At 72.1% G+C, this 25,987-nt stretch carries 25 protein-coding genes; 7 read left to right on the top strand and 18 right to left on the bottom strand.

Translation table 11 applies throughout. The features are described from left to right. Positions 1-49: 49 nt before the first annotated feature. The gene (locus HHX30_RS05880) at positions 50-1,258 is read left to right on the top strand and encodes a hypothetical protein (RefSeq protein WP_169980190.1); all 1,209 of its coding nucleotides are present in this window, start codon (positions 50-52) and stop codon (positions 1,256-1,258) included. A 162-nt stretch (positions 1,259-1,420) separates the two neighbouring features. Here HHX30_RS05880 and HHX30_RS05875 read toward each other — a convergent pair whose 3' ends face one another. Continuing rightward, positions 1,421-2,182 carry a zinc-binding dehydrogenase gene (locus HHX30_RS05875; protein ID WP_211591631.1) on the bottom strand — a complete coding sequence of 254 codons (762 nt, stop codon included), beginning with the start codon at positions 2,180-2,182 and terminating at the stop codon, positions 1,421-1,423. 63 nt (positions 2,183-2,245) lie between these two features. Here HHX30_RS05875 and HHX30_RS05870 point away from each other — a divergent pair, with 63 nt between their 5' ends. Beyond that, entirely contained in the window at positions 2,246-2,803 is a 558-nt protein-coding gene (locus tag HHX30_RS05870) for a TetR/AcrR family transcriptional regulator (RefSeq protein WP_169980186.1), read from the top strand. Positions 2,804-2,816: 13 nt separating this feature from the next. Here HHX30_RS05870 and HHX30_RS05865 read toward each other — a convergent pair whose 3' ends face one another. Continuing rightward, positions 2,817-4,061, bottom strand: coding sequence for a class I SAM-dependent RNA methyltransferase (locus tag HHX30_RS05865; RefSeq protein ID WP_169980184.1), 1,245 nt, complete (start codon positions 4,059-4,061; stop codon positions 2,817-2,819). A gap of 75 nt (positions 4,062-4,136) precedes the next feature. Beyond that, positions 4,137-6,179 (bottom strand): APC family permease, encoded by a 2,043-nt coding sequence (locus HHX30_RS05860; protein ID WP_169980182.1) that lies wholly within the window; start codon positions 6,177-6,179, stop codon positions 4,137-4,139. A 106-nt stretch (positions 6,180-6,285) separates the two neighbouring features. On the opposite strand from HHX30_RS05860, the gene HHX30_RS05855 reads away from it, so the two are divergent. Both HHX30_RS05855 and HHX30_RS05850 read left to right on the top strand, forming a co-directional pair. Continuing rightward, the gene (locus HHX30_RS05855) at positions 6,286-6,954 is read left to right on the top strand and encodes a TrkA family potassium uptake protein (protein WP_169980180.1); all 669 of its coding nucleotides are present in this window, start codon (positions 6,286-6,288) and stop codon (positions 6,952-6,954) included. Continuing rightward, entirely contained in the window at positions 6,954-7,622 is a 669-nt protein-coding gene (locus tag HHX30_RS05850) for a TrkA family potassium uptake protein (RefSeq protein WP_169980178.1), read from the top strand. The genes HHX30_RS05855 and HHX30_RS05850 overlap by 1 nt, the downstream gene beginning before the upstream one ends. A 53-nt stretch (positions 7,623-7,675) precedes the next feature. Here the strand turns inward: HHX30_RS05850 and HHX30_RS05845 are convergent, their stop codons facing one another. From HHX30_RS05845 to valS, 6 genes are all read right to left on the bottom strand, one after another. Beyond that, entirely contained in the window at positions 7,676-8,368 is a 693-nt protein-coding gene (locus HHX30_RS05845; protein WP_169980177.1) for a DUF3159 domain-containing protein, read from the bottom strand. 16 nt (positions 8,369-8,384) lie between these two features. After that, the gene (locus HHX30_RS05840; protein ID WP_030505482.1) at positions 8,385-8,777 is read right to left on the bottom strand and encodes an OB-fold nucleic acid binding domain-containing protein; all 393 of its coding nucleotides are present in this window, start codon (positions 8,775-8,777) and stop codon (positions 8,385-8,387) included. Between the two features lie 171 nt (positions 8,778-8,948). After that, on the bottom strand, positions 8,949-9,626 hold the full coding sequence (locus HHX30_RS05835; protein WP_169980175.1) for a DUF3710 domain-containing protein: 678 nt from the start codon (positions 9,624-9,626) through the stop codon (positions 8,949-8,951). A 47-nt stretch (positions 9,627-9,673) separates the two neighbouring features. Further along, a complete protein-coding gene (gene dut / locus HHX30_RS05830) occupies positions 9,674-10,114 on the bottom strand; it encodes a dUTP diphosphatase (protein WP_169980173.1) in 441 nt (146 codons plus the stop codon). A gap of 11 nt (positions 10,115-10,125) precedes the next feature. Next, on the bottom strand, positions 10,126-11,307 hold the full coding sequence (locus HHX30_RS05825; RefSeq protein ID WP_169980171.1) for an AI-2E family transporter: 1,182 nt from the start codon (positions 11,305-11,307) through the stop codon (positions 10,126-10,128). 191 nt (positions 11,308-11,498) lie between these two features. Next, complete coding sequence (valS, locus tag HHX30_RS05820; RefSeq protein WP_169980169.1) at positions 11,499-14,021, bottom strand: valine--tRNA ligase; 2,523 nt, start codon at positions 14,019-14,021, stop codon at positions 11,499-11,501. Between the two features lie 69 nt (positions 14,022-14,090). On the opposite strand from valS, the gene HHX30_RS05815 reads away from it, so the two are divergent. Continuing rightward, positions 14,091-14,408, top strand: a complete 318-nt coding sequence (locus tag HHX30_RS05815) for a DUF4235 domain-containing protein (protein ID WP_169980167.1) — start codon at positions 14,091-14,093, stop codon at positions 14,406-14,408. Here HHX30_RS05815 and HHX30_RS05810 read toward each other — a convergent pair. The 5 genes from HHX30_RS05810 to HHX30_RS05790 all read right to left on the bottom strand — a co-directional run bounded on the left by HHX30_RS05810 (position 14,398) and on the right by HHX30_RS05790 (position 19,613). Continuing rightward, on the bottom strand, positions 14,398-15,795 hold the full coding sequence (locus HHX30_RS05810; RefSeq protein ID WP_169980165.1) for a trehalose-6-phosphate synthase: 1,398 nt from the start codon (positions 15,793-15,795) through the stop codon (positions 14,398-14,400). The genes HHX30_RS05815 and HHX30_RS05810 overlap by 11 nt on opposite strands. 258 nt (positions 15,796-16,053) lie before the next feature. Further along, entirely contained in the window at positions 16,054-16,863 is an 810-nt protein-coding gene (locus HHX30_RS05805) for a hypothetical protein (protein ID WP_169980164.1), read from the bottom strand. Positions 16,864-16,882: 19 nt separating this feature from the next. Next, positions 16,883-17,182, bottom strand: coding sequence for a DUF4193 domain-containing protein (locus HHX30_RS05800; protein ID WP_030505490.1), 300 nt, complete (start codon positions 17,180-17,182; stop codon positions 16,883-16,885). Between the two features lie 258 nt (positions 17,183-17,440). After that, positions 17,441-18,910, bottom strand: a complete 1,470-nt coding sequence (locus HHX30_RS05795) for a HAMP domain-containing sensor histidine kinase (protein WP_311922126.1) — start codon at positions 18,908-18,910, stop codon at positions 17,441-17,443. 49 nt (positions 18,911-18,959) lie between these two features. Further along, complete coding sequence (locus tag HHX30_RS05790; RefSeq protein ID WP_169980162.1) at positions 18,960-19,613, bottom strand: response regulator transcription factor; 654 nt, start codon at positions 19,611-19,613, stop codon at positions 18,960-18,962. 241 nt (positions 19,614-19,854) lie between these two features. Here HHX30_RS05790 and HHX30_RS05785 point away from each other — a divergent pair, with 241 nt between their 5' ends. Then, entirely contained in the window at positions 19,855-20,019 is a 165-nt protein-coding gene (locus HHX30_RS05785) for a hypothetical protein (RefSeq protein WP_169949406.1), read from the top strand. 302 nt (positions 20,020-20,321) lie between these two features. Here the strand turns inward: HHX30_RS05785 and HHX30_RS05780 are convergent, their stop codons facing one another. The 3 genes from HHX30_RS05780 to HHX30_RS05770 form a co-directional block, all read right to left on the bottom strand. Beyond that, positions 20,322-20,498, bottom strand: coding sequence for a hypothetical protein (locus HHX30_RS05780; protein ID WP_169980160.1), 177 nt, complete (start codon positions 20,496-20,498; stop codon positions 20,322-20,324). A 196-nt stretch (positions 20,499-20,694) separates the two neighbouring features. Next, complete coding sequence (locus HHX30_RS05775; RefSeq protein WP_169980158.1) at positions 20,695-21,516, bottom strand: inositol monophosphatase family protein; 822 nt, start codon at positions 21,514-21,516, stop codon at positions 20,695-20,697. Positions 21,517-21,631: 115 nt separating this feature from the next. Further along, positions 21,632-23,578, bottom strand: coding sequence for an alpha/beta fold hydrolase (locus tag HHX30_RS05770; RefSeq protein WP_169980732.1), 1,947 nt, complete (start codon positions 23,576-23,578; stop codon positions 21,632-21,634). A 116-nt stretch (positions 23,579-23,694) separates the two neighbouring features. On the opposite strand from HHX30_RS05770, the gene HHX30_RS05765 reads away from it, so the two are divergent. Then, on the top strand, positions 23,695-24,696 hold the full coding sequence (locus HHX30_RS05765; RefSeq protein ID WP_169980156.1) for a ferrochelatase: 1,002 nt from the start codon (positions 23,695-23,697) through the stop codon (positions 24,694-24,696). Positions 24,697-24,717: 21 nt separating this feature from the next. Here HHX30_RS05765 and HHX30_RS05760 read toward each other — a convergent pair whose 3' ends face one another. Further along, entirely contained in the window at positions 24,718-25,944 is a 1,227-nt protein-coding gene (locus HHX30_RS05760) for a lytic transglycosylase domain-containing protein (protein ID WP_311922124.1), read from the bottom strand. Between the last annotated feature and the right edge of the window lie 43 nt (positions 25,945-25,987).

The raw sequence follows: 25,987 nt of genomic DNA, 5'->3' as shown, positions 1-25,987 counted from the left end.
CGAGCCGCCTGTGCGCTCCGTGTTCGTATCGCAACTCAGGGTGGTGAGCGTGGACTCCGCACGTCATTCCCGCGAAGCGGGCCGCCCCCCGCGATCCCTCGTCCTCCTGGCGTCGGCCGCGCTCGTCGCGGGCACCGGCGCGGCGCTGTGGGCCCTGCCCCCGGCCCCGCCCGGCGGGTGGAACGTCGCATCCGGCGTCGCGGCCGGGACCAGGCCGCCCGCCGGTGCGCGGACCCCGGCCTCCGCCACGCCGGAGACGCTGGTCGCCGCGCGCCAGACGGTCACGGCGTCGCCCGCACCGTCCGCCGCTTCCCCCGCCGGCGGACCCACGGCCCGCTACCGGGGCTTCCTCGACGCCGCCGGTAGTCCGCACCCCGAACTGCTGGAGGCGGGCGTGCGGTCCTACAGCATCGGCCACGTCGTCGCCGGCCCCGGCGGTTGCGCTCCTCACTGGGCGGGGGTGCGGCCGCGGGGCGGGGAGGCCGTCGCCGCGCGGATCGGGCGGCTGCGGGCCGGGGGCGGCGAGGTGTGGCCGGCGTTCGGCGGGCCGTACGGGCAGGAGCTGTCGGTCGCGTGCGAGGACCCGGAGCGGCTGCTCGCGGCCTACCGGCGGGTCGTCGCCGCGCTGGCCCCTCCCGGCGTCGACTTCGAGCCCGCGGATCCGGCGATTCCGCCCGGGGGGCCGGAATGGACCGGCACGGCGGACCCGGAAGGGGAGGCGGTCGCCCACCGCCGCGCCGCCGCACTCGCCCGCCTGCAGCACGAGGCGCGGACCGGGGAGAGACCGACCGGCGAGGCCGGCTCGCTGCGGGTGACCTTCACGCTTCCCGCCTCCCCGGACGGTCTGAGGCCGGCCGACCGGGAGGCGTTGCGGATCACCAGGGAGGCGGGAGTGGAGATCGAGTCGGTCGGCCTGCTCGTGCCGATGAACACCGGTCCCACCGCGCTCCACGGCCTGGCCGTGGCGGCCCGCGCGGCGCGCCCGCAGATCGCGGCGGCGTTGGGCGTCCCGCCCGACGCGGCGTGGCGGCGCATGGGGCTGGTGCCCGTCCTCGCCGATCCGGGCGACCTGGGGCCGGGCGACGCGGCGCGGCTCGCGGCGTTCCGGGCCCGCAACGGCCTGGCCTGGCTGTCCCTGCGCGGCGCCAGACCGGCCGACGACGTCGTACGGATCCTGGCCAGGCCGTCGTCCCACCCCGGGGCCGGTGTCGCCCGGCCCGAAGCCGCGCCCGGCGACCGCGGCGTCCGCCCCTGGTGATCGTTGTCGCCGGCGCCGCGGTCCACGCGTGAGCGGCCGGCCGGGCGTATCGGTTCGCGGCGGAGGCCGCGATCGGCTCCGGAAGTCCCGGCCCGTGAGTGACGCGACGAGGGGTCTGGTGTCCGGCATCGGCGGACACACCCGGCGAGTGCGCCGCGCGCCTCAGTCGTGCTCGCCGTGAGCGAAGGGAGCCGTGAGGACGACCTTGCCCTGCCGTGGCCCTCGCGCGGCGGCCGCGTGCGCCTCGGCCGCCCGGTCCATCGGGAACACCGCCCGCACCGGGACCCAGAACCGCCCCTCTTCCGACAGTGCGGCCGCGAGGGCGAGACCGTGCCGCCCGTGCGGCTCGCCGCCGAGCGCACCCTGAGAGACGGCGACACCGAGCTCCGGGCCGGTGAAGTCCGCGATGGTGAGGACCGACGCCGGCGTACCGGTGACCGCGACGAGCTCGCGGAGCGAGCCGGCGCCGGCGACGTCGAGCGCGAGATCGGCCCGTCCGCCGGCGACCTCGCGTACGCGCTCGGCGAGCCCCGGCCCGTGGGCGACCGGGACCGCGCCGAGCCGGGAGATGAAGGCGTGGTTCTCCGGGCGGCCCGTGCCGATCACCCGGGCGCCGCGGGCTACCGCCAGTTGGACGGCGACGCCGCCGACGCCGCCGGAGGCGCCGTCGATCAGGAGCGTCGTTCCCTCACGTACGCCGAGCCGGTCGAGCGCCCGGGTGGCGGTCTCGACGCTCGTGCCGGCGGCGCCGGCCTCCTCCCACGACATCGAGGGCGGCTTCGCGGCCCAGAACGCCAGCACGGCGAACTCGGCGGCCGCGCCGCCCAGCCGCGAGACGTCGACGGCGCCGAAGACCTCGTCCCCGAGGGCGAAACCGGTGACGCCGTCGCCGACCTCGTCGACCAGCCCGGCGGCGTCGACCACGGTAGGCAGACAAACCGGAGCGGATGCCTCGGATCGCCGGAAGTGAGAGGGGCGCGGACCACATTGACTCGGAAATTCCGGACGGACGCGGAGCACAACCGGCGGCGCATCGTGGCGGTCGCCCGTGCCGCGTTCGCCGCGGACGGGCTCGACCTGCCCGTGCACGAGATCGCCCGGCGTGCCGGTCTGGGCGTCGCGACCGTCTACCGGCACTTCCCGTCGCGGCAGGACCTCGTCGGCGCCGTGCTCACCGAGCAGGTGGCCGTGTGCGGCGCCCAGATGCGTGCCGCCCTGGACGATCCCGACCCCTGGCGCGCGCTGCGCGCAACCGTCCACCGGTTCGCCGAAAACCAGGTACGGCACCGCGGGCTGAACGAGGCGCTGCTCGGTTCCCATCCGGCGGGCGCGGCGTTCGCAGGGCAGCGCCGCGCACAGGCCCGAGGTCTCGAGCAGCTCGTCGAGCGGGCCCGGAGCGCGGGCGGCGTCCGTCCCGAGCTGTCGGTCGAGGACGTGCGGATCGGCCTGAGGGCCATCGCCTCCTTCCGCGCCGGTTCACCCGAGGGCGGGATCCTGGCGGTCCGGAGGCTGGCGGACATCCTGGTCGCCGGCATGTCCCGCTGAGGCGGCGCCGCGATCAGTCCCTGACGAGCAGGGCCACGCACTCCACGTGGTGGGTCATCGGATACTGGTCGAAGGCCCGCAGGTCCTCCAGCCGGTAGCCGTGCTGACCGAACCACGCGACGTCCCTGGCCAGCGTCGCCGGGTCGCACGAGACGTACACCACCCGCGAGGCCTCGAGGACGGCGACGCGCTCGACCACCGGGCGGCCGAGCCCCGCGCGGGGCGGGTCGGCCACGACCAGGTCGGCCCGGTCGATCCGCAGCCGGTCGAGCGCCTCCTCGACCCTGCCCCGCTCGACCCGCGCCTGCGGCAGGTCGCGCAGGTTGAACCGGGCGTCCTGCGCCGCCTGCGGCTCGGACTCGATGCCGAGCACGGCCCCCTCCGGGCCGACCGCCCCGGCCAGCGCGGCGGCGAACAGGCCGGCGCCGCAGTACAGGTCGAGCGCCCACTCCCCCGGCTCGGGCCGGCCGAAGTCGAGCACCGCGTCGAGCAGCGTGGCCGCCGCACCCGGGTGGACCTGCCAGAACCCGCTGGCGGTGACCCGGAAGTCCCGTTCACCCACCCGCTCGGTGAGCGAGGCCCGGCCGCGCAGCGCGCGCGTGCCCCGCCTGCCCTCGTCGAGCAGTACCGCGGCGTCGACGTCCGGGATGACCGCCCTGCGGCGCGGCTCGGGTTCGACGATCACGGCGCGCTCGCCGCCCGAGGCCGCCACCACCTCGACCGAGGCGGCTCCCGGCCAGGCGAGGCGTTCCGCGCCGACGCCTTCGACGGCGGGGTGCGCGATGAGGCACTCGGTGACGTGCTCGATCTCGTGCGACCGGTGCTTGCGCAGCCCGGCCGTGCCGTCCCGGTCCACGGCGAACCGGACGCGGGTGCGCCACCCGAGGCCGTCCTCCGACCCCGGCACCTCCTCGACCACGACCTTGAGGTCCAGGCCCGCCAGCCGCCGGAACTGCTCGGCGACCACGTCGGCCTTGAGCCGGCGCTGCGCCTCCAGCGACGCGTGCTGCCAGTCGCAGCCGCCGCACCGGCCGGGGCCAGCGAACGGACAGGGCGGCGTGACCCGGTCGGGTGAGGGCTCCAGGATCTCGACGGCGTCGGCCCGCAGGAACCGCGCGGTCTCCTCGGTCACCTCGGCCACGACCCGCTCGCCGGGCAGGGCGTGCCGGACGAACACCACCCGGCCCTCGTGCCTGGCCACGCACCAGCCGCCGTTGGCGACGGCGTTCACCGTCAGCTCGAGCCGTCCCTTGTTCATCCGGTCGGCCTCTCTCGTCTCGTCATCGGTCTTGAAATGTGCGGCACGCCGCACCGGTCGCAGGCGGACGGGCTGTCACGTCTTGACCTGCGTGTCCTTCGGTGGCGGCTGGTAGGAGCGGCGGGAGGCGCCGGGCGCGACCGGCTCCCTGCGGCCCTTGAGACGGTCGGAGGAGGCGAGCTGGAACGGCACGCTCGTGACCATGACCCCGGGCTTGAACAACAGCCGGCCCTTGAGCCGCAACGCGCTCTGGTTGTGCAGGAGGTGTTCCCACCAGCGGCCGACCACGTACTCGGGGATGTAGACCGTCACGACGTCGCGCGGCGAGCGCCGCCGCAGCGACTTCACGTAGTCGAGCACGGGACCGGTGATCTCCCGGTACGGCGAGTCGAGGATCTTCAGCGGTACGTCGATGCCGCGCCGGTCCCACTCCTCCCTGAGCCTGTTCGCCTCGTCGGCGTCCACCATGACGGTCACGGCCTCCAGGCTCGACGGGCGGGTCGCCCTGGCGTACGCGAGCGCGCGCAGCGTCGGCTTGTGGATCTTCGAGACGAGCACGATCGCGTGGTTGCGAGCCGGCAGCATCGACTCGTCGATCTCGCTCTCCTCCGGCGCGGCGAGCTCCTCGGCGACCCGGTCGTAGTGCCGCCTGATGCCCTTCATCATCAGGAACAGCACCGGCATCGCGATGCAGACGATGTAGGCCCCGTGGGTGAACTTGGTGGCGAGCACGACGACGAGCACGAGTGCGGTCATGATCGCACCGAAGCCGTTGATCAGCCGCGAGCGCATCATGTGGAAGCGCGCCCTCGCGTCGCTCTCGGTCCTCAGGTGACGGGTCCAGTGCCGGACCATGCCGATCTGGCTGAGGGTGAACGAGACGAACACCCCGACGATGTAGAGGTTGAGCAGCTTGCTCACGTCCGCGTCGAACGCCCAGATAAGCAGGCAGGCCCCGGCCGCGAGGATGACGATGCCGTTGCTGAAGGCGAGGCGGTCGCCCCGGGTGTGGAGCTGACGCGGCAGGTAGCGGTCCTGGGCGAGGATCGACCCGAGCACCGGGAAGCCGTTGAACGCGGTGTTGGCCGCCAGGAACAGGATGAGGGCGGTCACCGCGGCGATCACGACGAACAGGACCGAGCCGTTGCCGAAGACGGCCGACGCGACCTGCGCGATGATCGGCTGCTGGTAGTAGCCGGGGCCGGCCGGGTGACCGTTGATGATGATGTCCCTGGCCGCGGTGGCGGGGTCGGCCACCGTCACCCCGGACTTCAGGCCGAGGAAGATGATCCCGCTGAACATCGTGACCGCGATGAGGCCCATCATCAGCAGCGTCGTCGCGGCGTTCCTGCTCTTGGGCTTGCGGAAGGCCGGCACGCCGTTGCTGATCGCCTCGACACCGGTCAGCGCCGCGCAGCCGGAGGAGAAGGCGCGCAGCACCAGGAACGCCAGCGCGAACCCGGCCAGGTCCGCCTGCTCGGCGACGAGTTTGTAGTCCGCCGTCGGGGCACGCAGCTCCTCGCCCAGTACGACCAGGCGGAACAGCCCCCACAGGATCATGCCGATGACCGCGGCCATGAAGGCGTAGGTCGGAACAGCGAAAGCGACACCCGATTCCCGGATGCCGCGCAGGTTCATGATGGTCAGCAGTACGACGATGGCTATCGCTACCAAGGGGCGATGCTCGGCGACGAAGGGAATCGTCGCGCCCACGTAGTCGGCGCCGTTGGCGACCGACACCGCCACGGTCAGCACGTAGTCGACGAGCAGGGCGCTCGCGACGGTCAGCCCCGCCGTCGGTCCCAGGTTCGTCGTGGCCACCTCGTAGTCGCCGCCGCCGCTGGGATAGGCGTGCACGTTCTGCCGGTAGGACGCCACCACGACGAGCATGACGAGGACGACCCCCGCCGCGACCCACGGACTGATGCTGTAGAGACCGACCCCGGCGATCGACAGGATGATCAGGATCTCCTGCGGCGCGTACGCCACAGAAGACAGTGCGTCACTGGCGAAGACGGGCAGCGCCACACGCTTGGGCAGCAGCTGATGGTGGAGCGCGGTGCTTCGCAGAGCCCGCCCCACGAGGAGCCGCTTGACAAGATCTGGCACCTTGGACACGTCTGTTGAGCCTAGTCCCCCCGTGTCGTGCCCGGGTCATGCGGTGCGCCATGAGGGCGACATACTGTCTGCAATAGGAGACCGCCACAACCCACGGCGGGGGAGCATGCATATTGTGATCATGGGATGCGGACGGGTCGGCTCGACCCTGGCGCACATCCTTGAGGACAACGGGCACTCGGTCGCCGTGATCGACCGTGACCCGCAGGCCTTCCGGCGGCTGCGGGCAGGCTTCCGGGGCCGCAGGGTAACCGGCATCGGCTTCGACCGCGACGTCCTCGAAGAGGCCGGCATCGCCTCGGCCGCCTCCTTCGTGGCCGTCAGCAGCGGGGACAACTCCAACATCATCTCCGCCCGGGTCGCCCGGGAGATGTTCGGCGTGGACAACGTGGTCGCCCGCATCTACGACCCCCGCCGTGCCGAGGTCTACCAGCGGCTCGGCATCCCCACCGTGGCGACGGTCCGCTGGACCGCCGACCAGATCCTGCGCCGGGTGCTGCCCGAGGGCGCGGAACCCCTCTGGCGGGACCCGACCGGTACGGTCGTCCTCGCCGAGGTGGCCTTCCACCAGGGCTGGATCGGCACCCGGGCCAGGGAGATCGAGAACGTCACCGGCGCGCGCGTGGCCTTCCTCAACCGCATGGGCGAGGCGCTCGTGCCGAAGGACGCGACCGTCGTCCAGGAAGGGGACATCCTCCACCTGGTCGCCGCCGAGAACGACATGGACCGCATCAACAAGATGCTGTCCGCCCCGCCGTCCGACGAGGAGCACTGATGCGCGTCACCATCGCCGGCGCCGGAGCCGTCGGCCGCTCCATCGCGGCGGAGCTCCTGGAGAACGGCCACGAGGTCCTGCTCATCGACATCGACCCCCACGCCATCAAGATCGACAGTGTGCCGCGGGCCGAGTGGCTGCTGGCCGACGCCTGCGAGATCTCCTCACTGGACGAGGCCGGGCTGAACAGCTGCCAGGTCGTGATCGCCGCCTCCGGCGACGACAAGGTCAACCTCGTGGTCTCGCTGCTCGCCAAGACCGAGTACGGCGTGCCGCGGGTGGTCGCCCGGGTCAACCACCCCAAGAACGAGTGGCTGTTCAACGAGTCGTGGGGCGTGGACGTCGCGGTCTCCACCCCGCGTCTGCTGTCGGCCCTGGTCGAGGAGGCGGTCAGCGTCGGCGACCTGGTGCGTCTCATGACCTTCCGGCAGGGTCAGGCCAACCTGGTGGAGCTCACGCTGGCCGAGGACGCGCCGGTGGTGGGCCAGCGGGCGGGCTCGGTGCCGTGGCCGGTGGACGCCGCCCTCGTGGCGATCCTGCGCGAGGGCCGGGTGCTGGTCCCCTCGGCCGACGACCCGCTGGAGGTCGGCGACGAGCTGCTGTTCGTGGCCAACCAGGAGGTCGAGCACGAGCTCACCGTCCTGCTGTCGGCCCACGGACGTTCCTGACCCGCACGAACTCAGGCCCCGGGACACGCGCCCGGGGCCTTCTTCGCGTTCCGTCAGACGGACGGCTGAACGGGTGGCTGGGCGGGCGGCTGGAGACCGGGCTCGATCGGGGTGCGGCCCCGGGCGAGCACCCACACCATCGCGGCCAGCGCCGCGACCTGCAGCGGCCAGCCCAAGGCGATCTTGGCCACGCCGAGAGCGGTCACCTGGTCCGCCCAGTAGAGCGGCAGTTGGACCACCACCCGCAGCAGGCAGGGCAGCATGAGCAGCCACGTCAGCCGCGAGCACAGCCGGACCAGCGCGGAGTCGTTGTGCCAGGCCGTCGGGTCGCCGGTCACCGAACCGATCAGGAACCCCACGACCGGCCAGCGGACCACGATCGACAGCAGCATGCCGGCGGCGTAGGCCCCGTTGTAGAGGATCCCCGGCAGGAACACGTCCTTGGCGTCGCCCGTGCGGGTCGCGAAGAACGCGCCGATGCCGATGCCGACAAGGCTGTTGAGCACGAACTGCGGCGTCGTGCGCTGCGCGAGCCGCACCAGCAGGAGCACCACCGCCGAGGCGATGCCGACGATCAGCGAGGTCTTCAGCTGGCTGGTGCTCACCCACGTGCCGGTGAAGGCGATCGTGGGCACGGCCGCCTCGACGATCCCGCGCTTGCCTCCCAGCGCCTTGCTCATCTGGGCACGAACGGCCGCCTCAACGGTGGCGTGCGCCGCGGGGGCCGTCATGTCCGCTGTGCTCATACGGTCTCCTGAGAGATCAAGGGCCACCGGCCGGGCGTAGCTCGTAACGGGGATTGAACATGACCTTGCGGCCGTCCTGGACGCTGACCAGTCCTTCGGCCCGCACCACCCGGCCCGGCTCGATGCCGGCGATCTTCCGGCGGCCGAGCCAGACCAGGTCGATCACGTCCGACCCGTCGTACAGCTCCGCCTCGAGGGCCGGCGCGCCGCCGCGCGGGCGGAGGGTGACGGTGCGCAGCGTGCCCGCGACGCAGGTGCGCTGACGCTCACCGCACCGGGCGATGGGTGTGGCCCCCTGCTGCTCCAGGTCCTCCTGAAGCTCGGCGGCCTCCAGCTCGGCCTGGCTGGTGGTCAGCCGTCGGAAGAAGCCCCGCAGTCCGCCTCGTCTGGCAGGCTCCGGCGTGCCCATCGGTCACTCACCCAGCTTCCTCCCCCTGCGGGGGATTCGTCGTCCCGGCTTCCAGCCTAGGCCCGTCGTTTCCCACCGCAGCATACGTGAGCCGCATACGGGCCAGAAGGACGGTCAGGGCAGGGCTTGCTCCTCGATTCGGTCAACCGGCGCGCCGCCCCCTGGCGGAGGTCAGCGGATCTCTTGGATCTCGGGACCGCGTTCGAAGGGCCGGAACTCCTCCCGGCGGCCCCCCTGCTCCTCCATGGCCTGTCGTGCCTCGGCCGGCAGGCGGAGCTGGATCGCCTCCCTGGGCGGCATCGGCTCGTCGCCGCGCACGACGACGATGTCGCGCACGACGTCCTCCAGGATCCGCGCCGCCTCCGGGTCGACCGCCGCCCTGCCGCTGATCACGGCCCGCAGGAACCAGCGCGGCCCGTCGACGCCGACGTAGCGCACCGGCTGCCGCCCCTGCGCCTGGCCCTGTGCGGGCACCTCGGCCGCGATCTCGGGGCCGAACGGGCCGTCCCGCTCCTCGGCCGCTCCGCCCGCGGCCACCACCTCGCGGGCCAGCTCGGCCCGCACCTCGTTCCAGATCCCGCTGCGCTTGGGCGCGGCGAAGGCGTTCACCTGCAGGGCGCTCTCCTCGACCAGGACGATCACACCGTCGACCTGGTCGCCCGCCATGCTGAGCTGGATCTCGAACCCGGGGCCGACGGGCAGGCGCAGGCCCCCCAGGTCCACTCGCTCGGCCTCCGGATAGTCGTCGCCGGAGTCCCAGGGGCCCGTCGTCCGCGCCGGGGCGGGGCTTTCCTCCCGCCCGACGGCTGCTGCGGTCTCCTCCTCCACGCGTCGCCGGCGTCGCAACACTTGTCTCACTCTCCTCGCATCGTGGCCCGTTCCCGGGCCCCGCGGTGTCAGCTCCCCGTCGAGCCGAACCCGTTCGTGCCCCGTACGGAGCCGGGCAACCGGTCGACCTCGTAGAACGCCGCCCGTTCCACCCGCTGGACGACGAGCTGGGCGATGCGGTCGCCGCGCCGGAACCGTACCGCGTCCTTGGCGTCGGTATTGATCATCGTCACCCTGATCTCGCCCCGGTAGCCGGCGTCGATCGTGCCCGGCGCGTTGACCAGCGTGACACCGTGCCGGGCCGCCAGGCCCGAACGCGGGTGGACGAAGGCGGCGTAGCCGTCCGGCAGCGCGATGGCGACACCGGTCCGCACGACCGCCCGCTCACCGGGCAGCAGCTCGACGTCCTCCGCCGCGTACAGGTCGGCCCCGGCGTCACCGGGATGGGCGTACGACGGGAGCGGAAGGCCGGGGTCGAGCCGGTGGATCAGGATCTCGACATCGCTCATGAGGCAAGACCCTACCCGTTGCGCTGGGGGGACACCGCCTCTCCCGCTCCGGAGGACGGGCGTGCCGTCTCCGGTTCCTGCCCGCTCTGCCCGGGGGCGGCGGGCTCCGGCTCCTGGGAGGGGGCGGACTTCGGGGGGCCGGCCTCCTCGGCGCCGGGCGGGCCGCCTTCGGCCGGCGGTTCGATCTCGGGCTGGGCACGGCGCAGCTCGGGCAGCGCGCGGTAGATGACCGCCGTGAGCGGCACGGCCACCACGGCGCCCGCGATGCCGCCGAGCACACCGCCCACCGCGAGGACGAGGATGATCGCCAAGGGGTGGAACTCCAGGGCCCGGCCGACGATGAGCGGCTGGAGCACGTGGTTTTCCAGCTGCTGCTCGACCACGAGGACGCCGACGAAGATCAACGCGTAGACCCAGCCCTGGGAGCCGAAGGTCACCAGCGTCGCGATGCCGCCCGCCAGCAGGATGCCGACGACCGGGACGAAGCTCGCCAGGAAGACGAGCACCGCGAGGGGCGCCCACAGCGGCACCCGCATCCCGGCGAGCACCACTCCGATCACGACCCCGTGGATGGCCGCGACCGCGACCGTGCCGTGCACATAGTGCGAGATCGTCGCCCAGGCCGCCCGGCCCGCCCGGTCCACCCGCGGCGCGGTGCCGCCGAAGGCGCGCAGGAACCAGCCCCAGATCCGTTCGCCGTCCTTCAGCAGGAAGAAGGTCACGAAGAGGATCAGCACGATCGAGGTGAGCACCTCGACGACCGCGGTGGCGCCGCTCAGCACCGTGCTGGTGATCTGACTGCGGTACTGGGTGATCTGGCTGCTGAGCTGGTCCACGAAGTCGGCGATCTGCGCCTCCTTCAGGTGGAGGGGACCGTGCAGCAGCCAGTCCTGGACGTTGCGCACGGTGACCTGGATCTGCAGGACCAGCCGGGGGAACTCCTCGTTCGCCCGCACGCCGATCAGGAATCCGATGCCGACTATCAACGCGAGGCCCAGCAGCATCGTGATCCACGTCGCGTAGATCGGCCGGAGCCCGGCGGAGCGCAGCCGTCGCGTCAGCGGATACAGCAGGGCCGCGAGCAGCAGCGCCACGACCACCGGCATGACGACGAAGCTGATCCTGCCGATGATCTGCCACAGGAAGTAGACCATCGCGCCGAGCAGCAGCAGCCGCCAACTCCACGCGGCCATCGTGGCCAGGGTCGGCGGAACCCTCTCATGGGTACTGCGGTTAGACGGGATCACGGATCCAGCCTGGCATGTCGGCGGGCACGGCGCGCGGCCGTTTTACCCGTGATTGGGGATCGATTCGGCGCGATCCGCCGCCGGCCGCCGCGCCGCGGGATCGCCCCGCGGCGCGACGGTGGCCGGCGGCGTCGTCGTCAGGCGGTCAGCTCGGCGACCGCGTCGAGCGGGGCGTCACCGGGTTCGAGGACGAACTCCTCGACGTTGCCGGCCGCGCACAGGTCGTCCTGGGCCAGCCGGACCAGCTCCGCCTGGTCCCCCGACACGGTCAGCCGGGAGACCTCGGCCCGCATCGACAGCCGGGCCTCGGACTTCGCCCGGCGCACACGGCGGAGCACCTCCGCCACGGCGTCGAGCACCGCGGTGTCGCCGAGCCCCGCCTCGGGCAGCTCGCCGGCGGACGGCCAGGCGGCGCGGTGCACCGAGCCCTCCCGCCACCACGACCAGACCTCCTCGGTCACGAACGGCAGGAACGGCGCGAACAGCCGCAGCAGCACGCCGAGCGCGCGCCGCAGGGCGGCGACGGCCGAGGCGTCCCCGGCGTACGCGCGGGCCTTGACCAGCTCCAGGTAGTCGTCGCAGAACGACCAGAAGAACCGCTCGGTCCGCTCCAGCGCCCGGGTGTAGTCGTACGCCTCGAACGCCTCGGTGGCCTCGGCGACGACCGCCCGCAGCGCGGCCAGCATGGACAGGTCGACCGGCTCGGTGACCTCGCCGCCGCCCTCGGACCGGAAGCCGAGCACGAACTTCGACGCGTTCAGGATCTTGATGGCCAGCCGGCGGCCGATCTTGATCTGCCCGGTGTCGAACGCCGTGTCGGTGCCGGGACGCCCGTTCGCCGCCCAGTAACGGACCGCGTCGGAGCCGTACTCCTCCAGCAGGCCCAGGGGCGTGACGACGTTGCCCTTGGACTTCGACATCTTCTTGCGGTCGGGGTCGAGGATCCATCCCGAGATCGCCGCGTGCCGCCAGGGCAGCCCGCCGTGCTCCAGGTGCGCACGCACGACCGTGGAGAACAGCCAGGTACGGATGATCTCGTGGGCCTGGGGCCGCAGGTCCATCGGGAAGACGCGGCGAAACAGGTCGTCGTCGCGCTCCCACCCGGCGGCGATCTGCGGGCTCAGCGAGGAGGTCGCCCACGTGTCCATGACGTCGGGATCGGCGACGAAGCCGAACGGCTTGCCCCGCTGGTCCTCGGTGTACCCGGGCGGCACGTCGCTGGACGGGTCGACCGGCAGCGCCGACTCGGGCGGGACGATCGGCGCCTCGTGGATCGGCTCGCCCTCGGCGTCGAGCGGGTACCAGACCGGGATCGGCACGCCGAAGAACCGCTGCCGGGAGATCAGCCAGTCGCCCGCCAGGCCCTCGACCCAGTTGTCGTACCTGACCCGCATGTGCGGCGGATGCCACTCCAGCTCCCGGCCGCGCTCCAGCAGCTCGGCGCGCAGCCGCGCGTCCCTGCCGCCGTTGCGGATGTACCACTGCCGGGTGGTGACGATCTCGAGTGGCCGGTCGCCCTTCTCGTAGAACTTCACCGGCCGCTGGATCTTGCGCGGCTCGCCGTCCAGGTGGCCGGACTCGCGCAGCATCTCCACGATCCGCTCGCGCGCGCTGTGCACCGTCTTGCCGGCCAGCTCGGCGTACGGCTCGGCGGGCACGCCCTGCGGCGGCTCGGGGAGCAGGCGGCCGTCCCAGCCGATCACCGGCCGGGTCGGCAGGTCCAGCTCGCGCCACCAGGTGACGTCGGTGACGTCGCCGAACGTGCAGATCATCGCGATGCCCGAGCCCTTGTCCGGCTCGGCGAGGTGATGGGCCACGACCGGCACCTCGACCCCGAAGACCGGGGTGCGGACGGTGGTGCCGAACAACGGCCGGTAGCGCTCGTCGTCGGGGTGGGCGACCAGTGCCACGCAGGCCGGGATCAGCTCGGGGCGGGTCGTCTCGATCCACACCATGCCCTCGCCGGGCCGCTCGAAGCCGATCCGGTGGAAGGCGCCGGGCCATTCCCGGTCCTCCAGCTCGGCCTGGGCCACGGCCGTGCGGAACGTCACGTCCCACAGGGTCGGGGCCTCGGCGACGTACGCCTCGCCGCGGGCGAGGTTGCGCAGGAACGCGCGCTGGGACGCCGCCCGGGCGCCCGCGTCGATGGTCGCGTACGTCATCGACCAGTCCACCGACAGGCCGAGACGGCGCCACAGCTCCTCGAACGCCTTCTCGTCCTCGGCGGTCAGCCGCTCGCACAGCTCGATGAAGTTCCGGCGCGAGATCGGCACCTGCCGCTTGGCGTCCGGCTTCTCCGGCGGCGTGAAATCCGGGTCGTACGGCATGGAGGGATCGCAGCGCACGCCGAAGTGGTTCTGCACGCGACGCTCGGTGGGCAGGCCGTTATCGTCCCACCCCATCGGGTAGAAGACCTCGCGCCCCCGCATCCGCTGGTAGCGGGCGATCGTGTCCGTGTGCGTGTAGGAGAAGACGTGCCCCACATGGAGGGACCCGGACACGGTGGGCGGCGGGGTGTCGATGGAGTAGACCTCGTCCCTGCCCCGGGACCGGTCGAACCGGTAGGTGCCCTCGGCCTCCCAGCGCCCTACCCATACCGCTTCCAAGCCGTCGAGTGTGGGTTTCTCGGGCATGGCTGCGGGGAGTCGCTGTTCGGTCATGCCACCACATGGTATGGCGTGGACCGCCACCCCGTGCGGAGACACTAAGGTCGTTATCGAGGAGGAATCATGGCGGACATGGCTCGGGAGGCCAAGCGCGAACTCGGCGCGATGGACAAGCCCGACATGCAGTGGCGTATCGTCGGCGGCCTGCTCGGCCTGGCGGTGGGCTTCTGCTCGCGCAAGGTGCTGTCGTTCGCGTGGGAGAAGGCCACCGGCAAGAAGCCGCCGGCGAGCGCCGACTCCCCCGACATCGGGCTCGGCGAGGCGATCGCGTACGCCGTGGTGATGGGCCTGGGCATGGAGATCACCAGGATCGTCGTCACCCGGTCGGCGGCGAGGAAGTGGCGCAACTGGAAGGACGCCGCCCGGGACCTCACTCCGTAGGAGCGGCCCGCTCCCCGGACTCCAGGGCGGTGAGGAAGTCGCTCGCCCACCTGTCCACGTTGTAGGTGGCGACCCTGCGCCTGAGCGAGCGCATCCGGCGCGCCAGCTCGTGCGGGGTCGCCCGCATCGCCGCCAGCATCGTCCGCTTCATGCCGTCGATGTCGTACGGGTTGACCATGTAGGCCTGGCGCATCTCGTCGGCCGCGCCGGCGAACTCGCTCAGCACGAGCGCCCCGCGCAGATCGTGGCGGCAGGCGACGTACTCCTTGGCGACGAGGTTCATGCCGTCGCGCAGCGGCGTGACGACCATGACGTCGGCCGCCAGGTAGAGAGCCGCCAGCTCCTCCTTGTCGTACGACTGGTGCAGGTAGGAGATCGGCATGCGGCCGAGCACGCCGTGCTCGCCGTTGATGCGGCCCACTCTCAGCTCGATGTCGTTGCGCAGCCGGATGTACTCGGCGACGCGCTCCCGCGTGGGCGTCGCGACCTGGACGAAGACCGCCTCGTCCGGCTTGATCACGCCGTCGTCGAGCAGCTCGCCGAACGCCTTGAGCCGCTGGCCGATCCCCTTGGTGTAGTCGAGCCGGTCGACGCCGAGCAGCACGTGCTCCGGATCGCCCAGCTCGGCGCGGATCTCCCTGGCCCGCTGCTGGACGCGCGGCTCTCGGACGAGCTGGTCGAGCTCGCCGTAGTCGACCGAGATCGGGAACGACTCCGCGCGGACGGTCCGGTCTTCGAGCTGGATCTCGTTGCGGAGGTACTGCACCCCGAGCAGGCGGCGGCACAGGCGCAGGAAGTTGGCCGCGCCGCCCGGCCGCTGGAAGCCCACGAGATCGGCCCCGAGCAGGCCTTCGAGGATCTCGTTGCGCCACGGCAGCTGGTAGAACAGCTCACCCGGCGGGAACGGGATGTGCAGGAAGAACCCGATCTTCAGATCGGGCCGCAGCTTTCGCAGCATCGCGGGCACGAGCTGGAGCTGGTAGTCCTGCACCCACACGACCGCGCCGGGCGCGGCGGCGTCCGCGGCCGCGCGGGCGAACCGGTCGTTGACCGCTCGGTAGGCGTCCCAGAGCACGCGCGAGTAGACGGGCGTCGCGACCACGTCGTGGTAGAGCGGCCACAGGGTGGCGTTGGAGAAGCCCTCGTAGTACAGCTCGACCTCGAGCTGGGACATCGGGATGGGGATGAGATGCATGCCGTCGTGGTCGAAGGGCTTCAGCTCCTCTCCGGCCGCTCCGGTCCAGCCGAGCCAGGCCCCGTCACGGCGTTGCATGACGGGCGCGATGGCGGTGACAAGCCCTCCCGGGCTGCGCCGCCACTCGTTCTCGCCCACGCGATCGACCGGTAGCCGGTTCGCGACGATCAGAAATGAGCTGGTGCCACGCATGCATCTCCTCCAGGTGGTCGCCTGTGACCACCATACGGAAAGTCACCAGTGACCCCCATACCCGTAAGAACGTGCACAATTCCCACCGGTTGTTGTGAGAATGATCTCACGCAGCTCATACGGGGTCGGCAAGTGGTTTAGACCACTGGGTGACACTTCCCTACCTGAAAGATCAGGACGGTCCGAGAGGGCCGATAGGGACGGCACCTGGGCCGATGCCCGTTCTCCCCGGGGGACGGAACCGGATCGGCAGGGGGATCAGCCGGATGCGGAGGGTCCGTCTGGAGACGGGGGTGTCAGCTCGGAGATAGGGGTGGCGGCCTGCGGCAGAGCGCGCTGGCGGCGCAGGTCCGCGCGCACGGCGGCGGCGAGCTTCTTGGTGGCGGCCCGGTTCAGCGCGCCGCCGGCCACGGCGCCGGTGAGGAAGGGGCCGAGTGTGGTGAGGTGCCGGCCGAGCGTGCGCATCAGGCGGTTGCGCAGCGCGGTCTTGGCGGCGGTCCCGAGCGCGATCGTGGCCGAGCCGGGGGCGAGGGGGTTGACGCCCCGCTGCTTCGACCAGGCGAGCGCGAACGCGGCCGCCCTCTGGGTGCCGTTGCCGGGGACCCGCACGTCGTACACCTCGTGTAGTTCGGCGAGGAGCTTCACCTCGATGGCCGCGACGACCAGCGTCTCGGCCACGATCTGGGCGGGTGCGGACAGCAGGAGCGGCGGAGCGGCGAACTCGGCCGCGGCGAGCGCCCCGCCGACCGCGCCGACCGCCGTCGTCGCCTTGGCGGCGGTGCGGACGAGGTCGTCGGCGAGCTGCTCGCCGGTGAGCCCGTAGTGGTGTTCCCGCAGGGTCTCAAGGTCCCTGACCGGTAACCGCGGAGCGATGTTCATGAATACGTCGGCAAGCCATCGGCCACGGCCGACTCCCCGTTGACGCGCCTTCCCCGCGGACCGTGCCAGGGCCCCGCTGAGGCGGCCGAGCAGCCGGCGCCGCTCGGCCCCGTCCGTCTCCTCAGAGGCGACGAGCTTGCCGACCAGGTCGGCGACCTCGTTGTTTGAATCATCCGCTGCTGAAGTCACGGACCCTCCCAAGGGTCTCCTAGGCGGCGCACTCGCGGCAGACCTGCTGGCCGTTCTTCTCCGAGGCCAGCTGGCTGCGGTGGTGCACCAGGAAGCACCGCGAACAGGTGAATTCATCGGCCTGCCGAGGAATCACCCGCAGCGAGAGCTCCTCGTTCGACAGATCCGCCCCCGGCAGCTCCAACGACTCGGCCAGATCGGTCTCGTCGATGTCGATGCTGCCCGACGACTTGTCGCTCCTACGCGCCTGGAGTTCCTGAAGGCTGTCCTCGTTGAGGTCGTCGTCGGTCTTACGCGGGCTGTCGTAGTCGGTAGCCATCTGCTACTCCATCCCCCTCATCTATCTGCCTGCGCCTGTGTCGCGCGTGGATAACGCTCGGAAGGCCGGTGTTGTGCCCGCGGGGGCCGGTAAATTGTGCAATCGGTACCCGCTTGAACGAACACTGAACCTTCCGACACGCGAGGGGCGTCCCGCCGGAGGCTGCGGTTAGCCAAATATGGCGAAAACCACAGTATCGGCGGTATCCCTACCGCGTTCGACGGCACATCCAACCACATGTACGGCGCGCTCGCTCCATCAGCGCGCCGACTGCGGCGTCCCCGGAGATCCCCCGGTTCCGGAGAGTCGTACCGTCACCACGAGGCCGCCCCCGTCTCGGGGAACGGCGGCGACCGTACCGCCGTGCGCACGGACGATCGCGCGCACGATGGACAGGCCGAGACCCGCGCCCTTGGCGGACTGGACCCGGTCGGCATTCAGGCGCCGGAACGGCTCGAACAGGCTCTCCACCTCGTACGCGGGAACGTGCGGTCCCGTGTTCGCGACCTGAACAACCGCACCCCCGTCGACAATTCCCGTCCGGACCCATACTTTTCCGAACTCGCCAAGATTGTGCTTGATGCCGTTCTCAACCAGGTTGGAGACGCAGCGTTCTATGAGAACGGGGTCGCCGGTCGTGGCCGCCGGGTGGAGGTCGTGTTCGACCGTGACGCCCTCTTCCCCGGCGAAGGGGGCCAGTTGCTCCACCGCCGTCCTGGCGACCTCCTGGACGTCCACGGGCTTGCGCACCGACAGCTCGCGCTCGCTGCGGGCGAGCAGGAGCAGGCCCTCGATGAGCCGCTCGTTGCGGGCCGTGGTGCCCAGGAGCGTACGCCCGAGCACCTTCAGATCGTCGGAGGCCTCGGGGTCGGACAGGGCCACCTCCAGCACCGTCCGGTTGATCGCCAGCGGCGTGCGCAGTTCGTGCGAGGCGTTGTCCACGAACCGCCGCTGCGCGTCGAAGGCGGTGTTGAGCCTGGTGAGCATGGCGTCGAAGGTGTCGGCCAGCTCCTTCAGCTCGTCGTCGGGGCCCTGGAGGTCGATGCGCTCGTGGGCGAGCGAGGTCTCCGACAGCTTCCGCGCGGTCGCCGTCATCTTCATGACCGGCCGCAGGGCCCGGTCGGCCACTACGTAGCCGAGCATCAGGGCGAAGATCCCCACGCCCAGCAGCGCCAGCAGCGCCCGCTTCAGCAGTTCGCTGCGCGCCGCCGCGGTCACCGCCGCCTGCGACTGGGCGAACTGCCTGTTGACCTGGTCGACCCACTCCTGCGGCACGATCCCGCTCGGGATGTAGATCTTCGGCACGTTCTGCCAGCCGACGTCGATCGCCTGGCCGACCAGCACGTACATGACCATCACCAGCAACGCGCCGGCGACGAAGACCAGCGCGGCGTACGTGAGCGTCAGGCGCCACCGGATGCTGACGCGGTTCTGCAGCGACCTGATCTCGTCGAGCAGGTTGCCCCGCTGCACCGGGTGGGCGACCAGCGGCGGCGGCCCGTCCCAGGCGGGCGGGCCGCTGGGCGGCGGCGGCACCTGGCTGCGGTAGGGGCCGGTGCCCATCGGGTTCGACATCCTGCGGGTCGGACCCGCCGCCTGCGCTCCGGCCGGAGCCGGCGAGCCCGGCGCGGTGGCGGAGCCCGGCGCGGTCGCGGCGGAGCCCGCTTCGCCGGGCGGCGGAAGGATCTGCGGCGTCCCTCTGTCGGAGGCGTCACGCGGTTCGGTCACAGGACCCCCTCCCCCGGGGAACTCGCGGAGACGGCGGCGGCGCGGGTCGTCACAGCCGGTACCCGACGCCCGGCACGGTCTCGATCACCGGCGGATCTCCCAGCTTCTTGCGCAGCGTCATCATGGTCACCCTGACCACGTTGGTGAACGGGTCGATGTTCTCGTCCCACGCCTTGTCGAGCAGGTCCTCCTGGCTGACGACGGCGCCCTCGGCCCGCATCAGCTCCTCCAGCACCGCGAACTCCTTCTTGGTGAGGTGGATCTCCGCGCCGTCCCTCGTCACCTGACGCCTGCCGGGGTCGAGCCGGATGCCCGCGCGTTCGAGAACGGGCGGCAGCGGCGGCGCGGACCTGCGGCCGAGCGCGCGCACCCGGGCCACGAGCTCCATGAACACGAAGGGCTTGGCCAGGTAGTCGTCGGCGCCGATCTCCAGCCCCTCGACCTTGTCGTCCACGTCACCCGCGGCCGTCAGCATGATGATCCGCGAGGCCGACCGCTGGGCGACCAGGCGGCGGGCCACCTCGTCACCGTGCACCTTGGGCAGGTCGCGGTCGAGCACGATCACGTCGTAGTCGATGTAGCCGGTCTTCTCCAGAGCGGCGGCGCCGTCGTAGGCGACGTCGACAGCCATCGCCTCCCGGCGGAGGCCGGTGGCGATCGCGTCCGCGAGCACCCGCTCGTCCTCCACCACAAGCACGCGCATCAAGTCCTCCTAGCTGGTACGACGTCCTCATTGTGGTCACATTCGACGTAAGCCGCCGGTAAGCGGTTCCAGCGCTCTACGTGACGTAGAGCACAGAAATTCACAGGTTTGCGGTCGGTCCGGACATGGGTAAGGCCCGTGACACCCTCCATTGTCGTGTGCCGGGGAAGGGCGCGCCTCACCGCAGGAGCCGCGCCGGAGCCCCCAGTGACACGTTTCGCCCCCTGAGAAAGAAGGTGAGATGGGCGAGTTCACGACCACGATCGAAACCAGGCTCGACCAGGCCTACAAGGGTCTTGAAGAGGCCACCACGAGCGGGGACGACTTCCTCGCCGACACCCTCACCGCCGAGATCGAGGACCTGCACCGCCTCGCCGAGGATCACGGCATTTCCATCCCGCGCTGACCGCTACGAACACTGACGAGGGGGCCCGCCGATCGGCGGGCCCCCTCGCCTGTGTGCCCGGGCGAACTCCGGGCGTCCGCGCCGGGCGGACGCACGCGCGTCGCGTCCGGCGCTCTCTACGCGCGTCGTGCCCGGCGGACTCCGCGCGAAATCACCGCGAACCCTGGGCGAACCCTGCGCGAACCCGCATGTACTCGGCGGGAGTTCACAGCGGCTCCTGGTCAGGCGCGCGGCGGCCGCCGGCTCGGCGCCCCGGACCATAGTCGCGCAGAGCGTGGCGCCGCCGGTGCCACGCGAAGTCGTCACGCGAAGTCGTCACGGTCCACGTCGGCCTCGGACATGGCCTCTTTGAGCTTGGCGGCCATCTCGGTGTCCTGTGGGCCGCGTCGCGAGTCGCCCCGCTGTGCGGGCGCGGCCTGCCGCGACAGGGCCGGGTCGTTCTGATCGGTCTTGGGGGCGTTCTCTTCGGGAACGGTCATGTTCTGCTCCTTCCGCCGTCGTCCTGCGCCGCGTACCCGCGAGGCGGCCGGGCATGCCGCCGGGACCTGGGCAATCGACCGACGAGCACAGAGCATCGCGGTTGATGAGCACCGAGCAGCGCGACCGATGAGCGACCGCGGCGCCGACCGGATCGACCGGCCGGCGCCGCGCGGACGTTGTCGAAGCCGGGGGCCTTCAGTCGCGTTCGGGGTCGAGGGGGACGAGCAGGTCGTGCAGTTCCTCGAAGAGCCCCGGGGCCGCGCACAACGTCATGTCGGGGCTGACCGGCCTGCCGTTCAGGCCGCCGAGCCGGGCCCCGGCCTCCACGGCGATCAGGCCCGCCGCCGCGTGGTCCCAGTAGTTGGTGCCGCGCTCGTAGTAGGCGTCGACGCGGCCCGTCGCGACGGAGCAGAGATCGACGGCGCACGAGCCGCCGCGCCGGATGTCCCTGACCTGGGGCACGACCTGTGCCAGCACTTCGGCCTGCACCCGGCGACGCCCGGCTTCGTAGCCGAACCCGGTGGCGACGAGGGCCTTGGCCAGCGGGACGCCGGTGTTGCAGCGCAGTCGCTCGCCCCTCAGCCAGGCGCCCCCGCCCTTCGACGCGGTGAACAGCTCGCCGCGCGGCACGTTGTGCACCGCTCCCGCGACGATCTCGCCGTCCACCTCGACGCCGATGCTCACGGCCCAGTCCGGCAGGCCGTACAGGAAGTTGACCGTGCCGTCGATGGGGTCGACGACCCACCGGACGGTGCCCTCGCCGGGGGTGTCGCCGCCCTCCTCGCCGAGGATCGCGTCGTGCGGCCTGGCCTCGGCGATCCTGCCGCGGATCAGTTCCTCCGCGGCCCGGTCGAGGGCGGTGACGACGTCGGTGGGGCTCGACTTGGTGGCGAGCACCTCGGGCCGCGCGGGCCGCTTGGCGAGGAGCATCTGGCCGGCCTCCTCCGCTATGCCGGTCGCCAGTTCCAGCAGTTCCTCCACCCGCGCGCGGTCATGCCGGTACTCCCGCTCGTCCATCCTGGCCTGCCCCCTCCTCGTACGTGCTCGGAAAACGAAGCGCGGCCGGCGCCCGGCTCGGGCGTCGGCCGCATGGAGACATCCTCCCAAATCAGGATGTACCGCCACTCAACGGTCAGCTCAGGGACGGCGGCCGGGTCCACTCCTCGTCCAGGACGTGCTGAGAAAGGAAGGCCAGGACGGTCTCGTACCAGGCGATCGCGTTGCCGGGCTTGAGCACCCAGTGGTTCTCGTCGGGGAAGTAGAGGAACTTCGACTCGACCCCCGAACGCTGGAGGTCCCACCACAGCCGCAGGCCCTCGCCGATCGGCACGCGGTAGTCCTTGTCGCCGTGGATCACCAGCATCGGCGTCCTGATCTCCCCGAGCGACCGGTGGGGCGACAGCCGGGCGTACCGGGCGGACCCGAGGACGCCGAACTCCCGCTGCCAGTAGTTCGCGCCGTCGGTGGTGCCCGCGAACTGGTCCAGGTTCCACAGCGAGGCGTGCGTCACGATGGCCCGGAACCGGTCGGTGTGCCCGGCGACCCAGTTGGCCATGTAGCCGCCGAACGACCCGCCCATCGCCGCCGTCCGCTGCTCGTCGATCTCCGGCCGCTTGAGGCACTCGTCCGTGATCGCCATGAGGTCGGCGTGGGTCACCGGCCCCCAGTCGCCCCAGCCCCGCTCGACCATGCCCTGGCCGTACCCGGTGGACAAGCAGGGGTCGGGCAGCAGCACGGCGTAGCCGTGCCGGGCCATGAGCCAGGGGTTCCAGCGCCAGCTCCAGTCGTTCCAGCTCGACAGCGGACCGCCATGGATCCACAGCAGGAACGGCGCCGGGTCCTCGGCGGTCGCCTCCGCGGGGACGACCAGCCAGCCGCGGATCTCGGTGCCGTCCTCGGCCGTCGCGGTCACCTCGGTCAGCGTGCCGGGCAGGTCGAGCGGCGGCGTGGGCGAGGGCAGCGTCGTCACCGAGCCGTCGGCGGCGATCCGCACCGGCCGCGGCGGCGAGTCGATCGCGCCGCGCAGGGCGTAGACCGAGCCGTCGGGGGCCGGGCACAGTTCGGCGTACGCACCGTCGTCCGAGGTCACCCGGGTGACCGCGCCGTCGAGGGGGACGCGGAAGACCGGCCGCCGGCCCTGGTGGTCGGCGGCGAAGTAGAGCTCCCGTGACGAGGGCGCCCACGCGACCGCCGCGGGGAAGATCTCCCCGGCGACCGCGCGTCCCTCGCCCGTGTCCAGGTCGACCACCCACAGGTCGAGCGCGACCGGCGCCTCCTCGGTGCCGTGCCGCTCCCGCACGCAGGCGACCAGCCGCCCGTCGGGCGACACCACGACCGGACCGCCGAAGTCGTGCCCGCCGGACGTCGCAAGCGTGCGCCGGGACCCGTCCGCGACGTCGATCGCGACCAGGTCCCAGCGGACGTCGCCGTTCCGGAGCGGCACCCGCCAGGTCGTGACCACGGTCCGCCCGTCCGGGGTGACGTCGAACGACATGTGCTCGTCCAGCGCGCCGCCGGGCTCGGGCGTGAGGTCACGCACGTCCTCCAGGCCCTCGCGCGCGGCGCGGCCGGCGAAGATCCGGGTCTGCGCCGGGCCGAGGTCGTGGTCCCAGTAACGCACCGGATAGCCCTCGTGCAGGATCGCGCTCACCCCGGCCTCCTCGCGGGCCTTGCGGCGCTCCTCCTCGGTGCCGGCGTCGCCGGGGAGCACCGCGGAGGCGTAGACGACCGTGCCGCCGGCCGCCCGCACACCGGAGACCCCACCTGGGCGGGTGGCGACGCGCACCGGCTCGCCGCGCTCGGGCAGCAGCCACAGGGCGGCGGTGTCGCCGCCGGTCTCCTTGGCCGTCTCGTCGGGCCTGCGGGAGACGAAGAACAGAGTCCCGTCGGGGGTGAACTCGGCCCCCGCCTCCCCCTTCGCCGACCTGGTCAGCCGGCGGGGCTCGCCTCCGGGGTCCTGGGGGATCTCCCACAGCGCGGTGCCGTACGACTTGCCGTCGGGGTTGAGCGACTGGACCACGGACACGAGCCGGGTCCCGTCGGGCGACAGCCGCAGGGAGTTCACGCGCGGCAGGGCCATGTATTCGGGGATGTCCGGAAATTGGCTCACCGCTCGAACCTACTCGCAGACGCGGCAGCCGCCCAACCTTTAAGGCGCGGGCCAGACTGTCGTACCGTCCGCGTAAGGTGTGGCGCATGGGGAGCACCAACGGGTACGACGCCCTGCTCGTCGTCTCCTTCGGCGGGCCGGAGAAGCCCGAGGACGTCATGCCGTTCCTGGAGAACGTCGTACGCGGCCGGGGCGTGCCGCGCGAGCGGCTGCTGGAAGTCGAGGCGCACTACCAGGGGTTCGGCGGAGTCAGCCCGATCAACCAGCAGTGCCGTGACCTGATCGCCGCGCTCGACGTGGACCTGCCGGTCTATTGGGGCAACCGCAACTGGCACCCGTTCCTGGAGGACACGGTCCGCCGGATGAAGGAGGACGGCGTCCGCAAGGCGGCGGCCTTCGTCACCGCGGCCTACAGCTCCTACTCGTCCTGCCGGCAGTACCTCGACGACATCGCCCGTGCCCGCGCCGCCGTCCCCGGCGCCCCCGAGATCGTCAAGCTCCGTCACTACTACGACCACCCCGGGTTCGTCGCGGCGATGGCCGACCACACCCGCGAGGCCCTCGGCCGGCTGCCCGAGAGCGACCGCGATCAGGCCCGGCTCGTGTTCACCGCGCACAGCATTCCCGTCTCCATGGCCCGGACGGCGGGGCCGGCGGGCGGTGCGTACGAGGCCCAGCTCAGGCGGGCCGCCGAGCTGGTGACGGCCCAGATCGGTGAGGCACGGCTCGGCGAGGGACGGGCCTGGGACCTGGTCTGGCAGAGCCGCAGCGGCCCGCCACAGGTGCCCTGGCTGGAGCCCGACGTCTGCGACCACCTGAAGGCGCTGCACGCCGAGGGCGTGCGGTCGGCCGTCCTGGTGCCCATCGGGTTCGTCTCCGACCACATGGAGGTCGTCTACGACCTCGACGTCGAGGCGGCGGCCACGGCCGAGAAGCTCGGCATGGCCCTCACCAGGGCCTCGACCGCGGGCACCCATCCGCGGTTCGTGTCGATGGTGGCCGAACTGCTCGCCGAGCCCGAGCCCGCTCCATGCCCGGCGACCTGCTGCCCGGCACCCGTGCGGCCCGCCCGCCCGGCGGCAGGGTGACGGTCCGGTAAGACTTTCCCCTCAGGAGGCGTACGCGCGGGCGTAGGCGTCCGCGAGGGACAGGACCTTGTTCACGTAGTCCCAGGAGTGGTTGTAGAACCACACGGCCTTCCTGAGTTTGTCGCCGCCGGCGCCGGCTCCGTTGGCGCACAGGTATTTGGCGGCCGACGGCACCGCGTCGTAGGGGCTCCAGATGTCCGCCTCGCCGTCGCCGTCGCCGTCCACGCCGTACGCCTTCCAGGTGGCGGGCATGAACTGCATCGGCCCGAGCGCCCCCGCCGACGAGGGGCCGTTGTTGCGGCCGTGGCTGCTCTCCACCTGCCCGATGGCGGCCAGGACGGTCCACGAGAGGCCGGGGCAGACGGTGGCGGCCCGCTGGTAGAGGTCCAGGTAGCTCCCGGGCCGCCCCACCAGGGCCTGTCCCGGTGTGGCCGTGGCGTGCGGCCGGGCCGCGGCCTGCCCGACCCGGACGACCTGCGCGCCCTTGCCGAGCAGGCGCCTGACCGCCGTGTCGCTCACCTTGCCCGGGTCGCCGTGGACCAGCACCACGACGCCGGCGGGGAAGCCGAGCCTGCGTCCCAGGTCCTGGCTGACCAGGCCGTCCACCCCGGGCAGCCCGAGCGAGGCCGAGGCCGCGACGCGCAGCCTGGGGCCGCGGTCGATCTGGTAGTCCGCGCCGAGCACCATGCCGAGACGCTTGATCGTGGCCGCGTCGGCGACCATCTCGCCCCGGGCGAGCGCGCTCCACACCTCCGGGTGGTCGGCCACGCGCTTGGGCGTCCACGACCGGAACGTGGCCGGGTCGACCGCGAGCAGCCGCAGGGCCGTGCCCGACACGTGGACCGCGCCGCCGTCGGTGACCGCCACCTTCTGCACGTGCCGCAGCTTGGCGATCTTCAGCAGGGTGCCCTCCGGCACCCTCTTCGGTGCGATCGCCAGCAGGTGCGGCGGCGTGACCTGCACGCCGGGCCCGCCGACGACGGGCGCGCTCGACGGCAGCGTGCGGTCGGGCACGAGGCTTCCCGCCGTCGCCCGCGCGGCCGGAGGCGGGTCGCCCGCCCGCGCTCCATCGGTCTCCGCCCGTGCCGCGTCCTGCCCCGGACCGCCGCCGCCCGCCGCCAGCGCGCCCCTGTCCGGCCAGGTGACCAGGAAGGCGGTGCCGGCGGTGATGACGCTCAGGATCACGACGGCGAGGCCGGTCACGATCGGGCGCAGCCGCGCGGAGGCGGCATGAGTGGGTGTTTTCACCTCAGCCCCTGCACCCCCGACGCGGAAAAATCACTTGCCTCAT

Origin of the sequence: Microbispora sp. H10836 (assembly GCF_012999525.1) — a bacterium.
GTDB lineage: Bacteria > Actinomycetota > Actinomycetes > Streptosporangiales > Streptosporangiaceae > Microbispora.
The sequence above is the reverse complement of the archived record's forward strand: the minus strand, read 5'-3'. Positions and strand labels throughout refer to the sequence as shown.

Bases quoted from the DNA above. Each gene is read 5' to 3' on its own strand.
- HHX30_RS05865 (WP_169980184.1), bottom strand. From the start codon at position 4,061: ATGAACAAGGGACGGCTCGAGCTGACGGTGAACGCCGTCGCCAACGGC.
- HHX30_RS05855 (WP_169980180.1), top strand. From the start codon at position 6,286: ATGCATATTGTGATCATGGGATGCGGACGGGTCGGCTCGACCCTGGCG.
- HHX30_RS05850 (WP_169980178.1), top strand. From the start codon at position 6,954: ATGCGCGTCACCATCGCCGGCGCCGGAGCCGTCGGCCGCTCCATCGCG.
- HHX30_RS05845 (WP_169980177.1), bottom strand. From the start codon at position 8,368: ATGAGCACAGCGGACATGACGGCCCCCGCGGCGCACGCCACCGTTGAG.
- HHX30_RS05840 (WP_030505482.1), bottom strand. From the start codon at position 8,777: ATGGGCACGCCGGAGCCTGCCAGACGAGGCGGACTGCGGGGCTTCTTC.
- dut (WP_169980173.1), bottom strand. From the start codon at position 10,114: ATGAGCGATGTCGAGATCCTGATCCACCGGCTCGACCCCGGCCTTCCG.
- HHX30_RS05825 (WP_169980171.1), bottom strand. From the start codon at position 11,307: ATGGCCGCGTGGAGTTGGCGGCTGCTGCTGCTCGGCGCGATGGTCTAC.
- valS (WP_169980169.1), bottom strand. From the start codon at position 14,021: ATGACCGAACAGCGACTCCCCGCAGCCATGCCCGAGAAACCCACACTC.
- HHX30_RS05815 (WP_169980167.1), top strand. From the start codon at position 14,091: ATGGCGGACATGGCTCGGGAGGCCAAGCGCGAACTCGGCGCGATGGAC.
- HHX30_RS05810 (WP_169980165.1), bottom strand. From the start codon at position 15,795: ATGCGTGGCACCAGCTCATTTCTGATCGTCGCGAACCGGCTACCGGTC.
- HHX30_RS05800 (WP_030505490.1), bottom strand. From the start codon at position 17,182: ATGGCTACCGACTACGACAGCCCGCGTAAGACCGACGACGACCTCAAC.
- HHX30_RS05790 (WP_169980162.1), bottom strand. From the start codon at position 19,613: ATGCGCGTGCTTGTGGTGGAGGACGAGCGGGTGCTCGCGGACGCGATC.
- HHX30_RS05785 (WP_169949406.1), top strand. From the start codon at position 19,855: ATGGGCGAGTTCACGACCACGATCGAAACCAGGCTCGACCAGGCCTAC.
- HHX30_RS05780 (WP_169980160.1), bottom strand. From the start codon at position 20,498: ATGACCGTTCCCGAAGAGAACGCCCCCAAGACCGATCAGAACGACCCG.
- HHX30_RS05775 (WP_169980158.1), bottom strand. From the start codon at position 21,516: ATGGACGAGCGGGAGTACCGGCATGACCGCGCGCGGGTGGAGGAACTG.
- HHX30_RS05770 (WP_169980732.1), bottom strand. From the start codon at position 23,578: ATGGCCCTGCCGCGCGTGAACTCCCTGCGGCTGTCGCCCGACGGGACC.
- HHX30_RS05765 (WP_169980156.1), top strand. From the start codon at position 23,695: ATGGGGAGCACCAACGGGTACGACGCCCTGCTCGTCGTCTCCTTCGGC.